Here is an 18,290-nt window from a genome sequence, read left to right as displayed (position 1 = left end):
GTTCGTTTGCGCGCGGGGGATGCACATTTCCGGCGAAGAGCGCTCCGCCCGGTGCTCGTTCATGTGTGCGAGCTGCAGGTGTCGAGCGCCCAACGCATGCAGGATGCGCATGACGTGCACCCGATTGCGCGTTTGTGCGTCTGGGAGTGCGTGTGGGGTGCACCGGGTTGTGCGTCTGGGAGTGCGTGTGGGGTGCACCGGGTTGGGCGTGTGGGGTGCACCGGGTTGTGCGTGTGGGCGTGTGGGGTGCACGGAGTTGTGCGTGTGGACGTCTGGGAGTGCGGGTGGGGTGCGCGGGGTTGTGCGTGCGCGCTTCTGGGAGTGAGCGTGAGGTGTACGAGGTGTGCGCCCGCGTTCGTCTGAGTGTGTGAAGTGCGTGAGGTGTTCGCGGGGTTGTGCGTCCAGGCTCGTTTGCGTGCGCGAAGTGTTCGTGGGTGCGCGATGTCGTGCGGCGCAAGTCCGTTTGCATGCGCGAGGTGTCCGCGGTGCTCGTTGCGTGCAAACCAGCTCACTCCGGCGTGTTGAGCGCCGACCGATGTCCGTTCAACCCGGCCTCCGTCGGCGGCTGTGGTGCGATAAGTCGGGCGCTTTGCCGGGCCGGCGTCCGTTGGTGGCCGCCGTCCGCTAAGTCGGGCGCTCGGCCAACCCGGCCTCCGACGGCGGTTGCCGTGCGACAGGTCGGGCGTTCCGCCGGACCCGGCCTCCGTCGGCGGTTGCTGTGCGCTAAGTCGGGCGCTCGGCCGACCCGACCTCCGTCGCCAGTTGCCGTGCGACAAGTCGTGGCGCGGAGCGCTCGGACTAATCCGATTTATCACCTTCCAGGAGAAAAGTCCGAACCCAGAAAAGGTTAGGGACCCATTACGCCGCTTGGTGACGTGTGGATGATCGCAGCATGCTGTAGGCGTGCAGACTCGTAAGTTCGGGGCGCTCGCCGGGCTCGCCGCCGCGGGGGTCGCGCTCGGTGTTGCCGAAGCGGTCGCGATCCTGACCGGGGCGTCCACGTCGCCCCTGCTCAGCGTCGGTGGTGTCGTCATCGACAGCGTTCCGGCGTCCGTCAAGGACTTCGCCGTCGACGTGTTCTATACGTACGACAAGCTTGCGCTCAGTATCGGCACGCTCGTCGTGCTCGCGGCCATCGCCGCGGGTATCGGGGTGCTGGCGACCCGGCGGCGCATCTGGGGGTACACCGGAATCGCGCTTTTCGGGGTTGTCGGGATCGCCGCCGCGCTCAGCCGGCACAACGCGCCCTGGTATGCGTTCGTCCCCACGCTGCTGGGGGCGGCCGCCGGCGCCGGGGTGCTGCACTGGCTGCTGACCCACGAGGCCGGCGACAACGCCACGCCCGAGGAGCGGCGGTGGTTCCTGCGCGCGGCCGGGTACACCATTCTCGGCGCCGCCGTCGTGGGCTTCGCCGGGCGCTGGTGGTCCACCCGCCGCAACGTCGAGGCCGACCGGGCCGCGATCGACCTGCCCAGCGTGCCGCCGAACACGGTCGCCCCGCTGCCGCCCGAGGCCGACGCCAACCTGCCGGATCTGGCCCCGTTCGTCACGCCCAACAAGGACTTCTACCAGATTGACACCTCGCTCGTCGTGCCGCAGCTCACGACCGAGGACTGGAAGCTGCGCATCTTCGGCCGGGTCGAGAAGGAGATCACGATCAGCTGGGCCGAGCTGCTGAAACGGCCGATGATCGAGCGGTACGTCACGCTCGCCTGCGTCTCCAACGAGGTCGGCGGCGGCCTCATCAGCAACGCGAAGTGGCAGGGCGTGCGCGTGGACGACCTGCTCGCCGAGGCGCGGCCCAAGGCCGGGGCCGACCAGGTCGTCAGCCGCTCGATCGACGGGTTCACCGCGGGCACCCCGACCGCCGTGCTGCGCGACGGCCGCGACGCCATGCTCGCCATCGCCATGAACGGCGAGCCGCTGCCCGTCGAGCACGGATTTCCGGTGCGAATGGTGGTGCCGGGATTGTACGGATACGTCTCCGCCACGAAATGGCTCGTCGAACTCGAGCTGACCTCGTTCGCCGATTTCGACGCCTATTGGATCAAGCGTGGATGGTCCGCTCAAGGACCGATCAAGACCGAGTCAAGAATCGATACGCCGCGGGACGGGAGCAATCCCCGGGCCGGCGAGATCATGATTGCGGGCGTGGCCTGGGCGCAGCACCGGGGCGTTTCCAAGGTCGAAATCCGAATTGACGACGGGGCCTGGCAGACGGCGACGCTGCTGCCGGTGCCGTCGATCGACACCTGGCGCCAATGGACCCTGAAGTGGGCGGCCACGCCGGGGCGGCACCGCATCACCGTGCGCGCCACCGACAACGGCGGCCAGACCCAGACCGACGCCGTGGCGCCGCCGGATCCCGACGGCGCCACGGGGCGGCACTCGATCAATATCGACGTCAAGTAGAGACGTCAAGCGGTCCTAGCGGGCCGCGGTGCGCGACCGGGAGTTGCCGGCCGACAGCTGCGGCCGCCGCTGCGACGGCACGCCCGGCGCCGGGTGCGTCGGGCCCGGGCGGCCCGGCGCGACGCGCAGCGGCTGCTGGGCGCCCGCGTTCGGGGCCGGCATCGGCGGGGTCGGGCGCAGGCCCAGCTTCGCCTCCAGGCGCGTGACGTCGACCCGGGTGTGGCGCCGGTCCGCGGCGTCCTCCCAGCCCAGCGCCAGCAGCCGGAGCCGCTCGCCCTCGGTGAAGCCGCCCCACACGCCGTAGGGCTCCCGCGTGGCCAGGGCCTGCGCGGCGCACTCCGCGCGGACCGGGCACACCCGGCAGACGTTCTTGGCGGCGGTCTCCCGGCGACCGCGCGACGCGCCGCGCTCACCGTCGGGGTGGAAGAACTGGGCGCTGTCCCGTCCGCGGCACAGGCCGAGCCGCTGCCAGTCCCAAATGTCCGCGATCGGACCGGGCAGGCGAGTCACATTCGTCATTCGCTCCTCCTTCCAGGCGTGCGGCCTGGAATTCGCGCGCGGCCCATTTCCGGTACAACGCGCGAGACCGCCACAGGTAACGGCATGTCGTCGGTCAATTTCTCGTAGGCCAATCGCGGCAAAACCACGTCTAGATCTCGCCATTTCGTGTTTCTCTCTTTGAGAGAGAGGAGTACGACGGTGCGTACGATTTTGGTGTGTGTGCGAACACAGGTTGCGGCACAGACGGTTGCCGCGGCCGCGGCCAGACTGGGAGTGGCACACGCGGTGCGGACCGCCGTCACGATGGTCGAGGCCCTGGCGCGTCTGTCTGAGCAGCCGGCCGACCTGGTGCTGGCGGACCCGTCGCTAGCCCGGCCCGACAGCGCGGAGTTCTCCCGCCGCGTGCTGGCCGTGGCGCCGGCCGCGACCGTGGTGTTCTTCGGCACGGAGGAGCCCCGGGCGGCCGCGGCCGCGATCGCGGCCGGTGCGCGGGCGGTCATCCGCGTCGACACGGCCGATCCGGTCACGACGCTCGCGAAGGCGGTGCTGCTGGTGCTGAGCCAGGTGGGCCGCAGCAACGGCGACCCGGTGCTCCAGGCGCGCATGGGGGCGCCGAGCCAGGCGGCGGGCGGGATGCTGCAGGCCGGGCGCGGGCTGCCCGCAGCGGCGCGGACCGCGGTCGGGATGCCGGGGGCCCGGGTGGCCGGGGCCGGCGTACCGCAGCAGCGCGGCGACGTGCCCGGCGAGCCCCCGCGCCGGCGCGTGGAGCTGACCGAGCGTGAGCTGCAGGTGCTCCGCGGCATGGCGGACGGCAAGAGCAACGCCGAGATCGGGCGGGAGCTGTTCGTCTCCGAGGACACGGTCAAGACGCACGCTCGCCGGCTGTTCCGGAAGCTCGGCGCACGCGACCGGGCACACGCCGTAGCGGCGGCGTTCCGTGCCGGGCTTGTGAGCTAGCGGCGCTGCGGGCCATCCGGGGCATGCCGGAGCGGTACCCGCCGCGCGGTGAACCTAAACGAGGCCTGCTACCCGTCGCCGTCGTCGGTTGCACTCGCCAGTGCGTCGTGAACCCCGTCAGCGTAACCCCGCGCGTACTCCCACGTGACGTAATGGTCCGGGTCGGGGTCGAAGGCGGGCTCGTGCACGCGTGGGCGCCCCGACGTGAGCAGGTGTTTCAGGTTGCCCCGCAGCAGATCCCAGTCGAAATAATGCGGTTCGTGGCAGTCCTCACACTCGATGACGAGCCCGCGGACGCCGATCGCCGTGAGCAGCGCCTGGTAGATCTCGAGGTCCGCGAGGTCCTCGAGAACGTCCTGGCGCTCGGCGGCGGTCAACGGGTCTTCGTTCCCGCTGTCGTCGAGCTCGGCCGAGGGATCGGCCGGGTCGCCGGCGAACGGGTCGATGGGCTCTTCGTGCACGCCTCAACGGTATCCCCATTCGGCCCTGGTGTGGGGCCGGGCACGGCTCTGCCATGGCGGACGGGTGCACCGCCGGGGCGGAAGTACGATGAGACGCACCCGCCGGACGACCGAGAGCTGGGATGCGCTTCATGGATTTCTCGCGACCTGACGTGCTGCCTTTGGGCCTGACCTTTGACGACGTGCTGCTGCTACCGGGCGAATCGGACGTGGTGCCCAGTGGCGTCGACACCTCCAGCCGGGTCACCCGGAACATCACTCTCCGGATACCGCTGGTGTCCTCGGCGATGGACACCGTGACCGAGGCCCGGATGGCGATCGCCATGGCGCGGCAGGGTGGCATCGGCACCCTGCACCGCAACCTGTCGATCGAGGACCAGGCGCTGCAGGTCGACCAGGTGAAGCGCTCCGAGGCCGGCATGGTCACCAACCCGGTGACGTGCTCGCCCGACGACACCCTGGGCGAGGTCGACGCGCTGTGCGGCCGCTACCGCATCTCCGGCGTGCCGGTCACGGACGCAGACGGCCAGCTCGTCGGCATCGTGACCAACCGCGACATGCGCTTCGTGTCCGACCCGAACATCCGGGTCCGCGAGATCATGACCGTCGCGCCGCTGATCACCGCGCGGGTCGGGGTGAGCAAGGACGAGGCCCTGGCCCTGCTGCGCAAGCACAAGGTCGAGAAGCTGCCGATCGTCGACGGCTCCGGCAAGCTGCGCGGCCTGATCACCGTGAAGGACTTCTCCAAGAGCGAGAAGTTCCCGCACGCGACCAAGGACGAGGCCGGCCGCCTGCGCGTGGCCGCCGCGGTGGGCGTCGGCGAGGACTCGTACAAGCGGGCCCGCACGCTCATCGACGCCGGCCTGGACATCGTCATGGTCGACACCGCGCACGGTCACAACCGGCAGGTGATCGAGATGGTGGCGCGGCTGAAGAAGGAGTCCACGGTCGACGTGGTCGGCGGCAACGTGGCCACCTACGAGGGGGCCAAGGCGCTGGCCGAGGCGGGCGCGGACGCGGTCAAGATCGGGGTCGGGCCCGGCTCGATCTGCACCACGCGCGTGGTCGCGGGCGTCGGTGTGCCGCAGATCACCGCGATCATGGAGGCTTCCCGGGCCTGTCGTCCCTTGGGTGTACCGGTCATCGCCGACGGCGGCATGCAGTACTCGGGCGATATCGCCAAGGGCATTGTCGCCGGCGCCGACACCGTGATGCTGGGCAGTCTCCTGGCCGGCTGCGAGGAGAGCCCCGGCGACCTGATCTTCATCAACGGCAAGCAGTTCAAGACGTACCGCGGCATGGGCTCCCTCGGCGCGATGCAGTCCCGTGGCCAGGCGCGCTCCTTCTCCAAGGACCGCTACTTCCAGGACGACGTGAACTCCGACGACAAGCTGGTCCCCGAGGGCATCGAGGGTCAGGTCGCCTACCGCGGCCTCCTCTCCGCGGTGGCCCAGCAGCTCGTCGGCGGCCTGCGCTCCGGGATGGGCTACGTCGGCGCGGCCACGATCCCCGACATGCACGAGCGCGGCCGGCTCATCCGGATCACCGCGGCCGGGCTCAAGGAGAGCCACCCGCACGACATCCAGATGACCGTCGAAGCGCCGAACTACCACTCGCGCTAGAGCGCTGAGCACCCCCCGAATTCAACAGGAGCTGACAATGCGTGATGTGGTCGAGATCGGGCTGAGCAAGAGCGCCCGGCGGGGCTACCACCTGGACGACATCGCGATCGTCCCGACGCGCCGCACCCGCGACGTGGACGACGTTTCCACGAACTGGCAGCTCGACGCGTACCCGTTCAAGATCCCCTGCGTCGCCCACCCCTCCGACGCCACCATGAGCCCGGCCTCCGCGGTCGCGCTCGGGCGGCTCGGCGGCCTCGGCGTGCTGAACGTGGAGGGGCTCTGGACGCGGTACGCCGACCCGACCAAGATCCTCGAGGAGCTGGCCGGACTCGACGACGAGGCCCCCGCCACGCAGCGCCTCCAGGAGGTCTACGCCGAGCCGATCAAGCCCGAGCTGATCGGCGAGCGGGTCAAGGAGATGCGCGACGGCGGCATCACGGTCGCGGTGCGCGTGTCGCCGCAGCACACCCTGGCGCTCGCCCCGGTGATCCTCGACGCCGGCGTGGACATCCTGGTGATCCAGGGCACGCTGGTCTCGGCCGAGCACGTCTCGACCACCGACGAGCCGCTGAACCTCAAGGAGTTCATCGCCGACCTCGACCTGCCGGTCATCGTCGGCGGCTGCACCAACTACCAGACCGCCCTGCACCTGATGCGCACCGGCGCCGCCGGCGTCATCGTGGGCATCGGCGCCGACGAGTGGTCGACCACCGACCGCGTGCTCGGCATCCGGGTGCCGATGGCGACCGCGATCGCCGACGCCGCCGACGCGCGCCGCGACTACCTGGACGAGACCGGCGGGCGATACGTGCACATCATCGCCGACGGCAACATCCAGACCTCGGGCGACATCGCCAAGGCCCTGGGCTGCGGCGCCGACGCCGTGATGGTCGGCGAGCCGCTCTCGCGCAGCGACTCGGCCCCGGCCGGCGGCGCCTGGTGGCACTCGGTCTCGAGCCACCCGAAGCTGCCGCGCGGCTCGTTCGGGTCGGCCGAGCAGACGCTGGGCAGCCTGGAGAAGGTGCTCTACGGCCCGTCCGAGGACCCCGACGGCGCGCTGAACCTCTTCGGCGGGCTCAGGCGGGCGATGGCGAAGTGCGGGTACCGCGACCTCAAGGAGTTCCAGAAGGTCGGCCTGATCCTGGACAAGTGAGCCACCGCCGGGTGCTCGGGCTGAGCCTGAGCACCCGGCGTCGTTCCCGGGATCAGCGGGGCAGCGCCTGCTGGAGCTCCGCCCGCAGCGCCGGGGTCAGCATCTCGCCCGCCTGCTTGGCCAGGCGGGCCATCTCGTAGCCGACCACGCCGATGTCGGCGTCGCGGCCGGCCAGCGTGGCCAGGATCGAGCCGTCGCGGATCGACATGACCAGGAAGAAGCCCTGGCCCATCTCCACCACGGTCTGCTTGACCTCGTCGCCGTCGAAGATCCGCGCGGCGCCGCTGGTGACGCTCACCAGGCCCGACGTGACCGCGGCGAGCTGATCGGCGCTGTCACGGGGCAGATGGTCCGAGACGGCCACGAGCAGGCCGTCGGAGGAGACCACCACAGCATGGGCGATGCCGGGTACCCGCTCGGTGAACGCGTTGATCAGCCAGCTCAGGTCCCGTGCTTGTTGGCTCAGGGTCACGCCGTGCTCCCTCGATGTTCGTTGATCGGCACCGTGGGCACCTCGTCCTCGTTCGCGGCCCGATGCACGCCACTGTAGAACCGGGTGAGCATGCTGCCCACGGACGCCGGGTCCGGCTCGGTGTGCGGCATCGTCACCTGCTGGGTGTCTTCCGGCGCCGGAACCGGCTGGTTCGGGTCGCCCGGCAGCTGCGCCTGTGGTACCCGGATCGGCAGGCCGGCGCTGCTCGTGCCGGCGGTCACCGGCTGCCGCTGGGCCGGGATCACCGGCGCCGGCCGCGGGGCCTCGCCGCCCCCGCCGCGCGACCACCAGCGCGTGCCCTTCGGGGCCGGCGCCCCGTTGGGCCGGGACGCGCCGGCGATGATGTCCTCGGCCCGGCCCGGGCCCCGCTTGACCGGCCCGCCGTTGGGCGGTGTGGACGCCGGTGTCGCCGAGGCCGGTACGGTCGAGACGGGCGCCGCGGACACCGGCACGGCCGAGACTGGCGCCGCGGACACCGGGACGGCCGAGACCGGGGCCGCCGAGACCGGCGCCGCCGAGACCGGCGCCGCCGAGACCGGCGCCGCCGAGACCGGGGCCGATGAGACGGGCGCCGCCGACACCGGGGCCGATGAGACGGGCGCCGCCGACACCGGGGCGTTCGGGACCGGCGTGGCGCGAGGCGCCTGGGGCAGCGGCGGCGCGGCGACCGAGGGCACGTCGGAGTCGGCCTCGTCGTCCGCGGGCTCGCCGTCGACCGGCTCGTTCTCCGGCGGGGCCGGCTGGGAGGGCCGGGACGGCAGCGCCGGCAGCACCGCCGTCGGCGCGTCCACGATCGGCGTGGCGCCGGCCGGGGCCTGCGAGGTACCGCCGTCGACCGGAATCGGCAGGCGCGCCGCCCCGGCCAGCCGGGTGGCCGCGCTGTTGCCGTAGAGCCCGACGCCCTCCGGCGGGGTCGCCAGCAGGCGGGCGGGCAGCGTGACGTACGCGGTGACGCCGTCCTCGCTCGCCGTGAGCCGCACCGACACGCCGTGCCGGTCGGCGAGGTGGCCGACCACGACCAGGCCCATCCGTTCGGACGCGGCCACGTCGATCGCGATCGGGCTGGACACGCGCTCGTTCGCCTCGATGAGGCCGGACTCGGTCATGCCGATGCCCTTGTCCTCGATGACGATCGTCGCCTCGCGGGCCTGCTGGGCCGGCCAGCCGGTCACCGTCACCACGGTGTCGGGCGGGGAGAACGTGGTCGCGTTCTCCAGCAGCTCGGCGAAGAGGTGCACGATGTCGGAGACCGCGTGCCCGACGACGAAGACGTCGTTCGACACGTCGTGGCGGATGCGGGCGTACTGCTCGATCTCCGCCATCGCCGCGAGCATGACCGCGGACAGCGACACGGGCTGGGCCCACCGGCGGGTCGCCTCGCTGCCCGCGAGGACCAGCAGGTTCTCGTCGTTACGGCGCATGCGGGTGGCCAGGTGGTCCAGCCGGAACAGGTTGGCCAGCTGGTCCGGGTCGGTCTCGGCCGACTCGAGCTGGTCGAGCAGCTGCAGCTGGCGCTCGACGAGCGTCTGCGACCGGCGGGCCAGGTTGACGAACATCGAGTTGACGTTGCGCCGCATGACCGCCTGCTCGACGGCCAGGCTGACCGCGCTGCGGTGCACGGCGGTGAACGCGTCCGCCACCTCGCCGATCTCGTCGGACGAGCGCACGCGGGTCGTGGTGTCGACGGTGACCGTCTCGCCCCGCGGCAGCGTCCGCAGGCGCTGGATCGCCTCGGGCAGCCGGTGCTGGGCCACATCGAGCGCCTGGGCCCGCAGTTGGCGCAGCGAGCGGGCCATCGACCGGCCGATGAGCCAGGACAGCAGCAGGGCCAGGAGCATGACCAGCACGATCGCCGAGGTGGCGACGATGGCGTTGGTCCGCTGGGTACTGCTCCGGTCGCCGGCGCCGTTGATCGCGTCCTCGAGCATCAGCTTCTCGATGCTGCGGATGTACTCCAGCTCCTGTGTACTGGCCCGCCACCAGTCCTCGGCGGAGACGCCGACCGCGGCGCCCCGGGACCGCGAGATGATCTCCTGCTGGAGCCGGGCGACGGTGGACACGGCGGTCTGGCGCAGGTTCTGGTCGTACAGCGCGAGGTGGCGCGGGCTCGCCGAGGCGCGGAACCGCTCGACCGCGGCGATCTGGCGCGCCTGGATCTCCGAGAAGGTCTCGAAGTCGTCCGGCGCGAACTTCCCGGCGCTGGTCGCGGCGAAGATCCGCCCGCGCAGCTGGTCCTTGAGCTCCTTGGCCTGGGCGAGGTCCATGAGCGAGGAGACCTCGGCCACCGACTGGGAGTCGCCGCCGATGTCGGGGCGGTCCGGCACCAGGTCGAAGAGGTGCTGGATGGTCACCGAGAACTGGTCGAACACCGCCTCCTCGCGCAGCCATCGGTGCGCGACGCCGTCGCGGACCAGGCCGAGGTCGGTGAAGTCGGCGGCCATCCGGTTCTGCACGCCGCTGAAGATCGGGTTCTTGAGCAGCGGGCGGGCCTGCTCGGAGAAGGCCTGCAGGGCGGCGTCGGTAGCCGCCTGGCTTTCGGCGAGGTCGTCGGCGGCCGGATTCGGACCGGAAGGCGGCGGACCGCTGGTCGTCTTGGCGATATATCCGACCGTTCGGTCCCTTTCCAGCTGCAACTGGTGGATGAGATCGGTCAGTTGGCGGCCGACCTTGACCCCTTGGGCGAACTGGTCCAGCTTCGTCGCGTCCTGCACGGACACGTTGATCTGTACGCCGGCGATGACCAGGAAGGCCACGGCCGGCAGGACGAGCACGGCCGCGAGCTTCGTGGGCACGCGCCAGTCGCGCACCCGGAACAGGGATGCGCTGCGCCGTTGCGGTTCCCCGGGCCGCCTCCGGCGATGGCTGTTCACCCTCATCACGACGGCCGGAGCCCTCGAGGAAGGCGGCGAAGCGAAGGTCTGCACCCCTCCACACCTTTCGCATGCGTCATCGCGCTGCCGAGCAGCGTGCGGCACTTATCAAACCAGGGTTGCGACCCGTGTCCAACCACGTCATAGTGGCGCAGGTCACAATACTCGAAGCCGGACAGCGGGCTTGCTACGCATTGATCAGACGGGAAGGATACGGCCGTCCGACCTGGCACGCTTCACAAGGAGTCATCCGCCGTGCTCACCCGGGGCCATCGGCCCGCAGTGACCGCCCTGGTGCTGGCGACGGCGTTACTCATGTCGGCCTGCACCGGGTCCGCCAAGCCGGTCGCGACGACGCCCGCCAATGTCGCCATCGGGCTGCTGGTCCCCACGAGCGGGCCCAACGCGCAACTCGGCCAGCAGGCCACCCTCGGCGCGCGGCTCGCCATCGAGGTGGTCAACCGCGACGTGCCGAACAAGCCGCTGCCCCTGCCCCTCGGTGCCGGCGTCGGCCTGCACGGGGGCACCAAGATCACGCTGCTGACCGGCGACACCGCCAGCGCGCCGGAGAAGATCGAGAAGGAGGCCGGCAAGCTCGTCGACGACGGCGCGGTCGGCCTGGTCCTGGCCGACACGATCGACGTCGCCCAGTCGACCAGCCGCTCGGCCGACTATCTCGGCGTCTCCCTGGTCGACGCGCTGAGCACCTCGGACAGCTTCGCCGAGAACAACCGCAACGGGCACTTCCGCATCCAGCCGACGGACCGGAGCTCGGTCAACACCGCGCTCGACCTGCTGTATCGGTACAAGAGCACGAACGGCCAGATCAAGCGGGTCGTGACGGCCGCGGGGGCGCCGAGCGGCGAGCTGATCGGCAAGGAGGTCGCCAACCTCAAGAGCTCGATCGAGGACCTCAGCCAGGCCGCCGGGTACGACGTCGCGGGCAAGGACCACATCCTGCCGCTGGCCGGCAGCGAGGCGGGCCAGCCCAACGGGCAGGTGCAGAAGGGCGATGCGGTACTCGCCATCGTCACCACCCCCGCCGAGGCGAGCGTCGCCAACGACCTGGCCGGCCGGCTCAAGGGCACCGCCCCGGTGATCGCGATCGGCCCGGGCGTCGCGGCGCTGGACGGCGTGAAGAACCCGGTGGCGATGCGCACCGCGGGCTGGTCGAACGAGTTCGCCGCCCGCAACCCGACCGCCCAGGTCGTCGGCGCGATGTTCGAGCAGGCGTACCACACCAAGCTCACCGAGGTCGCCGCCGACGCCTTCATGGCGACGCTGACCCTGGTCATGGCCATGGACCAGGCGTCGGACTACTCGAAGCAGTCGGTGCGCAACGCGGTCCAGCAGCTCACCCTGCCGGCGACGCAGACGATCATGCCGTGGAACGGGGTGCGCTTCGACGGCACGGGCGTGAACCAGCTCGCGGCCGCGGTCGTGGAGCAGCGCACGCAGAACGGCTACATGGTCGTCTACCCGGCCGAGCTGTCGATCACCCAGGCGAGCCTGTAGTCCTCACCCCAGGTGGGTGCGCAGGGCGCCCGGATCGCTGCGCACCAGTTCGTTGAGGTCCAGCACCGACGCCGAGTCGGGGGAGAGCAGCCGCCGGGGCAGCAGGGGGTGCTCGCGCCGCCAGCCCTTGCGCAGCAGCGCGTACTCGACCACCACCGCCAGCAGCGCCGCGCCCATCCACGGCGGCGGCGCCTCGGCCTCGGCCTCGGCCGGCGGGAGTCCGTGCCGGGCCCGCTCGACGTCGACCGGGCGGCGCAGCAGCGTCCCGGCCAGCTCGTCGCGCCCGTCCGGCGCGCGGCCCAGGACCTCGTTGACGGCCTCGACGTACTGCCGTGCCCGCCGCTCCACGTCGGGCAGGTAGGACTCGACGGGCAGGTCGGCCAGGCGGACCCAGGGCTCGTCGGAGGCCGCCAGCACCTGGGCGGCCAGCGAGCGCAGGGCCGGTACGTCGAGCTCGTCGATGTGGGCCGCGTCCGGGTCCAGGGTCACCAGGGGGTCGTCGGTGGGCGCGCGCAGCTCCTCGGCCAGGCCCGGGTGGCGCGCGGCCAGGTCGCCGCGGTCGAGGTCGGCGCTGGGGGCGCCCCAGCGGGACAGGCGCAGCCGCCAGCCCGCGTGCAGGTCCTCGGCCCGGATCGCGCCCGTCGTGGGCAGGGAGCCGGTGCTGAAGGCCGACATCGTGCCGGAGGCCAGCGGGGAGGCGGCGAAGGCCGAGAACGCCGCGGCGATCGCGGCCGCCTTGAGCAGGGCACGGGCCGCGTCCTCGACGGCCGAGAGGCCGCCGCCGGCCGCCGTGATCGCGGCGGCGTCGCGGACCTGCTCGGCCTCGGCCAGCAGCGGCTCGGTGGCGGCCAGCAGGCGCGCGTGGCGGATCGCGGCCTTCTCCGAGGCCGGGGCGCGGCGGCGGGCGTCGAGCAGGTTCCGTACGAGATCGGGGTGGCGGGAGGCGGGCAGGGCGAGCTCGTGGGTGAGCAGCACGCGCATCTGGTCGGCGGAGAGGCCCCAGGCCAGGGGCAGCCCGATGACGAGCGCGCCGCCGTCGAACCGCACGGCCGCGGCGCCGCCCAGGTGCACCGAGTGCGGAGCCGCCACATCGGCGAACTTCAGGGCGTCCAGGACCACGGCGTGCAGCGCCGCGTGGTGGTTCGCATCGACGGCCGGCAGCGCGGGCGGCGACGGCGCGGCGGCCGGTCCCCCCAGCAGCCGGCGACCACGCCAGACGGGCAGCCCGCCGGGAAGTCTCGCCATAGTTGACCAGTCTGCCGCAAACGGCACACGAAACCGAAGGGGCTACCGCCTAAGTTACTCGTGAGTCACTATGGGGCCATGCGCTACGACGTCGTGGTGATCGGGTCCGGTTTCGGCGGCAGCGTGACCGCGTTGCGCCTGGCGGAGAAGGGGTATTCGGTCGCCGTCCTCGAGGCCGGGCGCCGTTTCGCGGACGAGGATTTCCCCAAGACCTCCTGGGACGCGCGCCGATTTCTGTGGGCCCCGGCGCTGCGCTGCTTCGGCATCCAGCGGATCACCATGCTCCGCAACGTGCTCGTGCTGGCCGGCGCCGGGGTCGGGGGCGGCTCGCTGGTGTACGCCAACACGCTGTACCGCCCCCTGCCGCCGTTCTACGAGGACCCGCAGTGGCGGGGCATCACCGACTGGCGGGCCGAGCTCGAGCCCTTCTACGACCAGGCCGAGCGGATGCTCGGGGTCGCGACCTACGCCCGCACCACCGCCGCCGACCGGGCGTTCCGGCGGGTCGCGGAGCGCATGGGCGTCGGGGACTCCTTCCACGCCACGCCGGTCGGGGTGTACTTCGGCCGCTCGGGCGTGGACCCGTACTTCGGCGGCGCCGGGCCGGAGCGCCGGACCTGCGAGCACTGCGGGGCCTGCATGACCGGATGCCGTGTCGGGGCCAAGAACACGCTCGTGAAGAACTACCTCTTCCTGGCCGAAAAGCTGGGGGCGCAGGTGTACCCGCTGACGACCGTCACCGCCGTGCGCCCCACGGAGGACGGCTACGTGGTCGAGACCCGCGGCACCGACCGGCGGCGGCGCCGTACGACCTTCGAGGCCGGCCAGGTCGTCTTCGCCGCCGGGGCGATCGGCACCCAGCGCCTGCTGCACCGGATGCGGGCCGACGGCATCCTGCCCCGGATCTCGCCCCGGCTGGGCACGCTCACCCGCACCAACTCGGAGTCCATCGTCGGCGCGCGCTCGCTGCGCAAGGGTGCCGACTTCACCGACGGCGTGGCGATCACCAGCTCGTTCCACCCCGACGCCAGCACGCACATCGAACCGGTCCGCTACGGCCCCGGCTCCAACGCGATGGGCCTGCTGCAGACCGTGCTCACCGACGGCGGCCCCTGGCGGCCGCTGCGCTGGTTCGGGGCGTTCTTCCGGCACCCGATCCGGCACCTGCGGGTCCTTTCGGTGTACCGCTGGTCGCACAAGACCGTGATCGCGCTGGTCATGCAGTCGCTCGACAACTCGCTGAACGTGCACTACAAGCGCTCGTGGACGGGCCGGCGGCGGCTCACCACGACGCAGGGGCACGGCGAGCCGAACCCGGCCTGGATCCCGGCAGGCAACGAGGCCGTACGCCTGCTGGCCGAGGAGATCGGCGGGCTACCCGGCGGCGGCTGGTCGGAGGTGTTCAACATCCCGCTGACCGCGCACATCCTCGGCGGGGCCGCGATCGGGGACTCGGCCGAGAGCGGGGTCGTGGACGCGTACCACCGCGTCTTCGGCCATTCCGGGCTGCACGTCGTCGATGGCGCCGCGGTCTCGGCCAACCTGGGGGTGAACCCGTCGCTGACGATCGCGGCCCAGGCCGAGCGGGCCGCGTCGATGTGGCCGAACAAGGGCGAGCCGGATCGGCGGCCGGAGCTGGGCGCTCCCTATGTTCCCGTGCCGCCGGTGCCCCCGACCCGTCCGGCCGTCCCGGCGGAGGCTCCGGCGGCGCTCCGACTAGGCTTTTCGGTATGACCACGCCGCCGCCAGTGCTCGTCGTCGACTTCGGTGCCCAGTACGCCCAGCTGATCGCCCGCCGGGTGCGCGAGGCCCACGTCTACTCGGAGATCGTGCCGAGCTCGATGCCGGTCGCCGAGATGCTGGCCAAGCGGCCCGCCGCGATCATCCTCTCCGGCGGCCCGTCCTCGGTCTACGAGGAGGGCGCGCCGCAGGTCGACGCCGGGCTGTTCGAGGGCGGCGTGCCGGTCTTCGGCATCTGCTACGGCTTCCAGGCGATGGCCGTGGCGCTGCGCGGCGAGGCCGCCCACACCGGGAACCGCGAGTTCGGCGGCACGCCGCTGACGATCGCGTCCGGCGGCGGAGTGCTCCTGCGCGACCTGCCGGGCGAGCAGTCGGTGTGGATGAGCCACGGCGACTGCGTGACCGCGGCCCCGGCCGGGTTCACCGTCACCGCCGGCTCCCCGGGCGCGCCGGTGGCCGCGTTCGAGGACACCGCGCGCCGGCTGGCCGGCGTGCAGTTCCACCCCGAGGTGGCGCATACCCCGCACGGCCAGGAGGTGCTGCGCCGCTTCCTCTACGACATCGCCGGCATCGAGCCGACCTGGACCTCGAACAACATCATCGAGGAGCAGGTCGAGGCGATCCGGGCCCGGGTCGGCGCCAAGCGGGTCATCTGCGGCCTGTCGGGCGGCGTGGACTCCGCGGTCGCCGCGGCGCTTGTCCACCGGGCCGTCGGCGATCAGCTCACCTGCGTCTTCGTCGACCACGGCCTGCTGCGCGCGGGCGAGGCCGAGCAGGTCGAGAAGGACTACGTCGCCGCGACCGGGATCAACCTCAAGGTCGTCGACGCGTCCGCGACGTTCCTCGGGGCGCTGGCCGGGGTGATCGACCCCGAGCAGAAGCGCAAGATCGTCGGGCGCGAGTTCATCCGCACGTTCGAGGCCGCGGCCCGCGAGCTCGACGCCGAGGAGCACGTCGAGTTCCTCGTGCAGGGCACGCTGTACCCCGACGTGGTCGAGTCCGGCGGCGGCACCGGCACCGCCAACATCAAGTCCCACCACAACGTGGGCGGGCTCCCCGACGACCTCAAGTTCGCGCTGGTCGAGCCGCTGCGGACGCTGTTCAAGGACGAGGTACGCCAGATCGGGGCCGCGCTCGGGCTGCCCGAGGAGATCGTCATGCGGCACCCGTTCCCGGGGCCGGGCCTGTCGATCCGGATCATCGGCGCGGTCGACGAGGAGCGGCTGGCGATCCTGCGGGCCGCCGACCTCATCGCCCGCGAGGAGCTCACCGCGGCCGGCCTGGACCGCAGCGTGTGGCAGTTCCCGGTGGTGCTGCTCGCCGACGTGCGCAGCGTCGGGGTGCAGGGCGACGGGCGGACGTACGGTCACCCGATCGTGCTGCGCCCGGTCTCCAGCGACGACGCCATGACCGCCGACTGGTCGCGGCTGCCGCACGAGCTGATCGCCAAGATTTCCACCCGGATAACGAACGAGGTCCGGGAGGTCAACCGCGTGGTCGTCGACGTTACGTCGAAGCCGCCGGGCACTATTGAATGGGAGTGAATCCCCCTTCAGGGTGCTGGGGCCCTTGCGACCTGCGGCAAAAGCCGGACAATTTATCTCCGTGACTCCAGCGTTACAGCCGCTGCGGCGCATCGCGGCCTACTGCCTCTGCGCCGACGGCGACACGGTCCTGCTCGTGCGGGCCTCGGCCAAGTCCGGGACGCCCGGCGCATGGTCGCTGCCCGGCGGCGCTGTCGACCACGGTGAGAACCCGGTCGACACCGTCGTGCGGGAGACCGCGGCCGAGACCGGCCTGTCCGTCGCCGTGGTGAAGCTGCGCGACGTGCTGGCCGACATGCGGGCGCTGCCGGCGCGGGGGCTCACGATCCACACCGACCGGCTGATCTACGAGGTCACGATGCGCGGCGGCGCGCTGCGCGACCGGGTCGGCCAGCCCACCGACCTCGCCCGCTGGGTGACGCTGGAGGAGGCGCAGGCCCTGCCGCTGCGGCGGTTCACCGCCGACGCGCTCGGCCTGCCCGACGCCACCGCCGACATCCGGCCCGACGGCACGCCCGAGGTGCCGTCCTTCTACGCCGTGCCCGGCCCCGACGGGCTGCACCGCGCCCAGCGCTTCGCCGCCTACGCGGTCTGCACCGACCGGCGCAACCGCGTCCTGCTCACCCGCATCGCCGACGGCTACCCCGGCGGCGGCTGCTGGCACCTGCCCGGCGGCGGCACCGACTTCGGCGAGCAGCCCGGCGTCGCGCTCATCCGCGAGCTGGTCGAGGAGACCGGCCAGGAGGGCGAGATCGTCGAGCTGCTCGGCGTGGCCAGCCACCGCGACGCGGCCCAGCTCGGGCCCGAGGGCTACCCGATCGACTGGCACGGCGTCCGCGCGTTCTACCGCGTCCAGGTCGCCCGCTCGAGCCGTCCGGTCATCTACGACGTCGGCGGCTCGACCGCCGAGGCGCGCTGGTTCGACCCGGACGACCTCGACGAGCTGCCATTGACGGAGGTGACGGAGGAGGCCCTTCGCGGGGTCGGCCTACGCTGATCACCATGACGCAGACACGGGTGATCACGGTCTACGGCCGGCTGCCGGGCGCGGCCGAGGAGTTCGGCGGTCCGATCCGGCACGGGGAGAACCCGGCGTCCGCGGTGGTGCGGCTGTTCCGCGAGGGCGCCGGGCTGCCGGTGGCGGTTTCGCGGGTACGCGAAGTGCTCGCCCTGACCACCCCCGAGCTCCACGAGGATCGCGTCCTCTTCGACGTCGTCCCCGCGCGGTCTCCGGCCCGGCCGGACGCCGAGCCGACCGCCGAGTCCGATCTGCCGAAGGGCCAGCGCTTCGCCGCGTACGGGTTCGTCACCGACCCGGCCGGGCGCGTCCTGCTCACCGAGATCGCGCGCGGGTTCCCCGGGGCCGGGCGCTGGCACCTGCCGGGCGGCGGGACCGACGTCGGCGAGCAGCCGGCCGAGGCGCTGCTGCGGGAGCTGTACGAGGAGACCGGCCAGCGCGGCGAGATCGTCGAACTGCTCGGGGTGACCCACCGGCGCAGTTCCGGGCTCGTGGGCCCGGAGGGGTACCCGATGAACTGGCACGCGGTCCGGGCGCTCTATCGGGTGCTCGTGCCCGAGCCGTCGACACCGAGCGTGACGGAGGCGGCCGGCGGGTCGACCGCGGCGGCGGCCTGGTTCGAGCCGACCGACCTCGATGGCCTGCCCGTCACGGAAGTCGTCCAATGGGCGGCATCACTGCCCGCAACGGGCGAGTGACCGGCTTCGTTACAATGGACTAGAGGTTAACGCAAAACTACACGCAGTAGTTCCGCGA

General features: G+C 72.0%; 13 protein-coding genes and 1 pseudogene. 9 read left to right on the top strand and 5 right to left on the bottom strand.

Going from position 1 to position 18,290, the window contains the following annotated elements:
• The first annotated feature begins 903 nt into the window (after positions 1 to 903).
• The gene (locus AB0B76_RS14245; protein WP_360374557.1) at positions 904 to 2,412 is read left to right on the top strand and encodes a molybdopterin-dependent oxidoreductase; all 1,509 of its coding nucleotides are present in this window, start codon (positions 904 to 906) and stop codon (positions 2,410 to 2,412) included.
• Positions 2,413 to 2,592: 180 nt separating this feature from the next.
• On the opposite strand, the pseudogene AB0B76_RS14240 reads toward AB0B76_RS14245, so the two are convergent.
• Positions 2,593 to 2,931: pseudogene (locus AB0B76_RS14240) on the bottom strand (WhiB family transcriptional regulator); the annotation flags it as partial.
• Between the two features lie 180 nt (positions 2,932 to 3,111).
• Between AB0B76_RS14240 and AB0B76_RS14235 the strand changes: the two are divergent.
• Complete coding sequence (locus AB0B76_RS14235; protein WP_360374555.1) at positions 3,112 to 3,870, top strand: LuxR C-terminal-related transcriptional regulator; 759 nt, start codon at positions 3,112 to 3,114, stop codon at positions 3,868 to 3,870.
• 68 nt (positions 3,871 to 3,938) lie between these two features.
• Here AB0B76_RS14235 and AB0B76_RS14230 read toward each other — a convergent pair whose 3' ends face one another.
• On the bottom strand, positions 3,939 to 4,331 hold the full coding sequence (locus AB0B76_RS14230) for a DUF5319 domain-containing protein (RefSeq protein WP_350611924.1): 393 nt from the start codon (positions 4,329 to 4,331) through the stop codon (positions 3,939 to 3,941).
• A 131-nt stretch (positions 4,332 to 4,462) separates the two neighbouring features.
• On the opposite strand from AB0B76_RS14230, the gene guaB reads away from it, so the two are divergent.
• Both guaB and AB0B76_RS14220 read left to right on the top strand, forming a co-directional pair.
• The gene (gene guaB, locus AB0B76_RS14225; protein ID WP_360374553.1) at positions 4,463 to 5,953 is read left to right on the top strand and encodes an IMP dehydrogenase; all 1,491 of its coding nucleotides are present in this window, start codon (positions 4,463 to 4,465) and stop codon (positions 5,951 to 5,953) included.
• Between the two features lie 37 nt (positions 5,954 to 5,990).
• On the top strand, positions 5,991 to 7,109 hold the full coding sequence (locus AB0B76_RS14220) for a GuaB3 family IMP dehydrogenase-related protein (protein WP_360374551.1): 1,119 nt from the start codon (positions 5,991 to 5,993) through the stop codon (positions 7,107 to 7,109).
• A 52-nt stretch (positions 7,110 to 7,161) separates the two neighbouring features.
• Here AB0B76_RS14220 and AB0B76_RS14215 read toward each other — a convergent pair whose 3' ends face one another.
• Positions 7,162 to 7,575: a roadblock/LC7 domain-containing protein gene (locus AB0B76_RS14215; protein WP_223106158.1), complete on the bottom strand. Its 414-nt coding sequence runs from the start codon at positions 7,573 to 7,575 to the stop codon at positions 7,162 to 7,164.
• A gap of 2 nt (positions 7,576 to 7,577) precedes the next feature.
• Entirely contained in the window at positions 7,578 to 10,409 is a 2,832-nt protein-coding gene (locus AB0B76_RS14210) for a nitrate- and nitrite sensing domain-containing protein (RefSeq protein WP_360374549.1), read from the bottom strand.
• A 318-nt stretch (positions 10,410 to 10,727) separates the two neighbouring features.
• On the opposite strand from AB0B76_RS14210, the gene AB0B76_RS14205 reads away from it, so the two are divergent.
• Positions 10,728 to 11,987: an ABC transporter substrate-binding protein gene (locus AB0B76_RS14205; protein ID WP_360374547.1), complete on the top strand. Its 1,260-nt coding sequence runs from the start codon at positions 10,728 to 10,730 to the stop codon at positions 11,985 to 11,987.
• A 3-nt stretch (positions 11,988 to 11,990) separates the two neighbouring features.
• Here AB0B76_RS14205 and AB0B76_RS14200 read toward each other — a convergent pair whose 3' ends face one another.
• Complete coding sequence (locus AB0B76_RS14200; RefSeq protein WP_360374545.1) at positions 11,991 to 13,232, bottom strand: hypothetical protein; 1,242 nt, start codon at positions 13,230 to 13,232, stop codon at positions 11,991 to 11,993.
• Between the two features lie 78 nt (positions 13,233 to 13,310).
• Here AB0B76_RS14200 and AB0B76_RS14195 point away from each other — a divergent pair, with 78 nt between their 5' ends.
• The 4 genes from AB0B76_RS14195 (at position 13,311) to AB0B76_RS14180 (ending at position 18,232) form a co-directional block, all read left to right on the top strand.
• Positions 13,311 to 14,966, top strand: a complete 1,656-nt coding sequence (locus tag AB0B76_RS14195; RefSeq protein WP_360374543.1) for a GMC family oxidoreductase — start codon at positions 13,311 to 13,313, stop codon at positions 14,964 to 14,966.
• Complete coding sequence (guaA, locus tag AB0B76_RS14190) at positions 14,963 to 16,516, top strand: glutamine-hydrolyzing GMP synthase (protein WP_360374541.1); 1,554 nt, start codon at positions 14,963 to 14,965, stop codon at positions 16,514 to 16,516. The genes AB0B76_RS14195 and guaA overlap by 4 nt, the downstream gene beginning before the upstream one ends.
• A gap of 61 nt (positions 16,517 to 16,577) precedes the next feature.
• Positions 16,578 to 17,513 (top strand): NUDIX domain-containing protein, encoded by a 936-nt coding sequence (locus tag AB0B76_RS14185; protein ID WP_360374539.1) that lies wholly within the window; start codon positions 16,578 to 16,580, stop codon positions 17,511 to 17,513.
• A 5-nt stretch (positions 17,514 to 17,518) separates the two neighbouring features.
• A complete protein-coding gene (locus AB0B76_RS14180) occupies positions 17,519 to 18,232 on the top strand; it encodes an NUDIX domain-containing protein (protein WP_360374537.1) in 714 nt (237 codons plus the stop codon).
• The last annotated feature ends 58 nt before the right edge of the window (positions 18,233 to 18,290 follow it).

The sequence above is a fragment of the Dactylosporangium sp. NPDC049140 genome, from assembly GCF_040648435.1.
The sequence above is the reverse complement of the archived record's forward strand: the minus strand, read 5'-3'. Positions and strand labels throughout refer to the sequence as shown.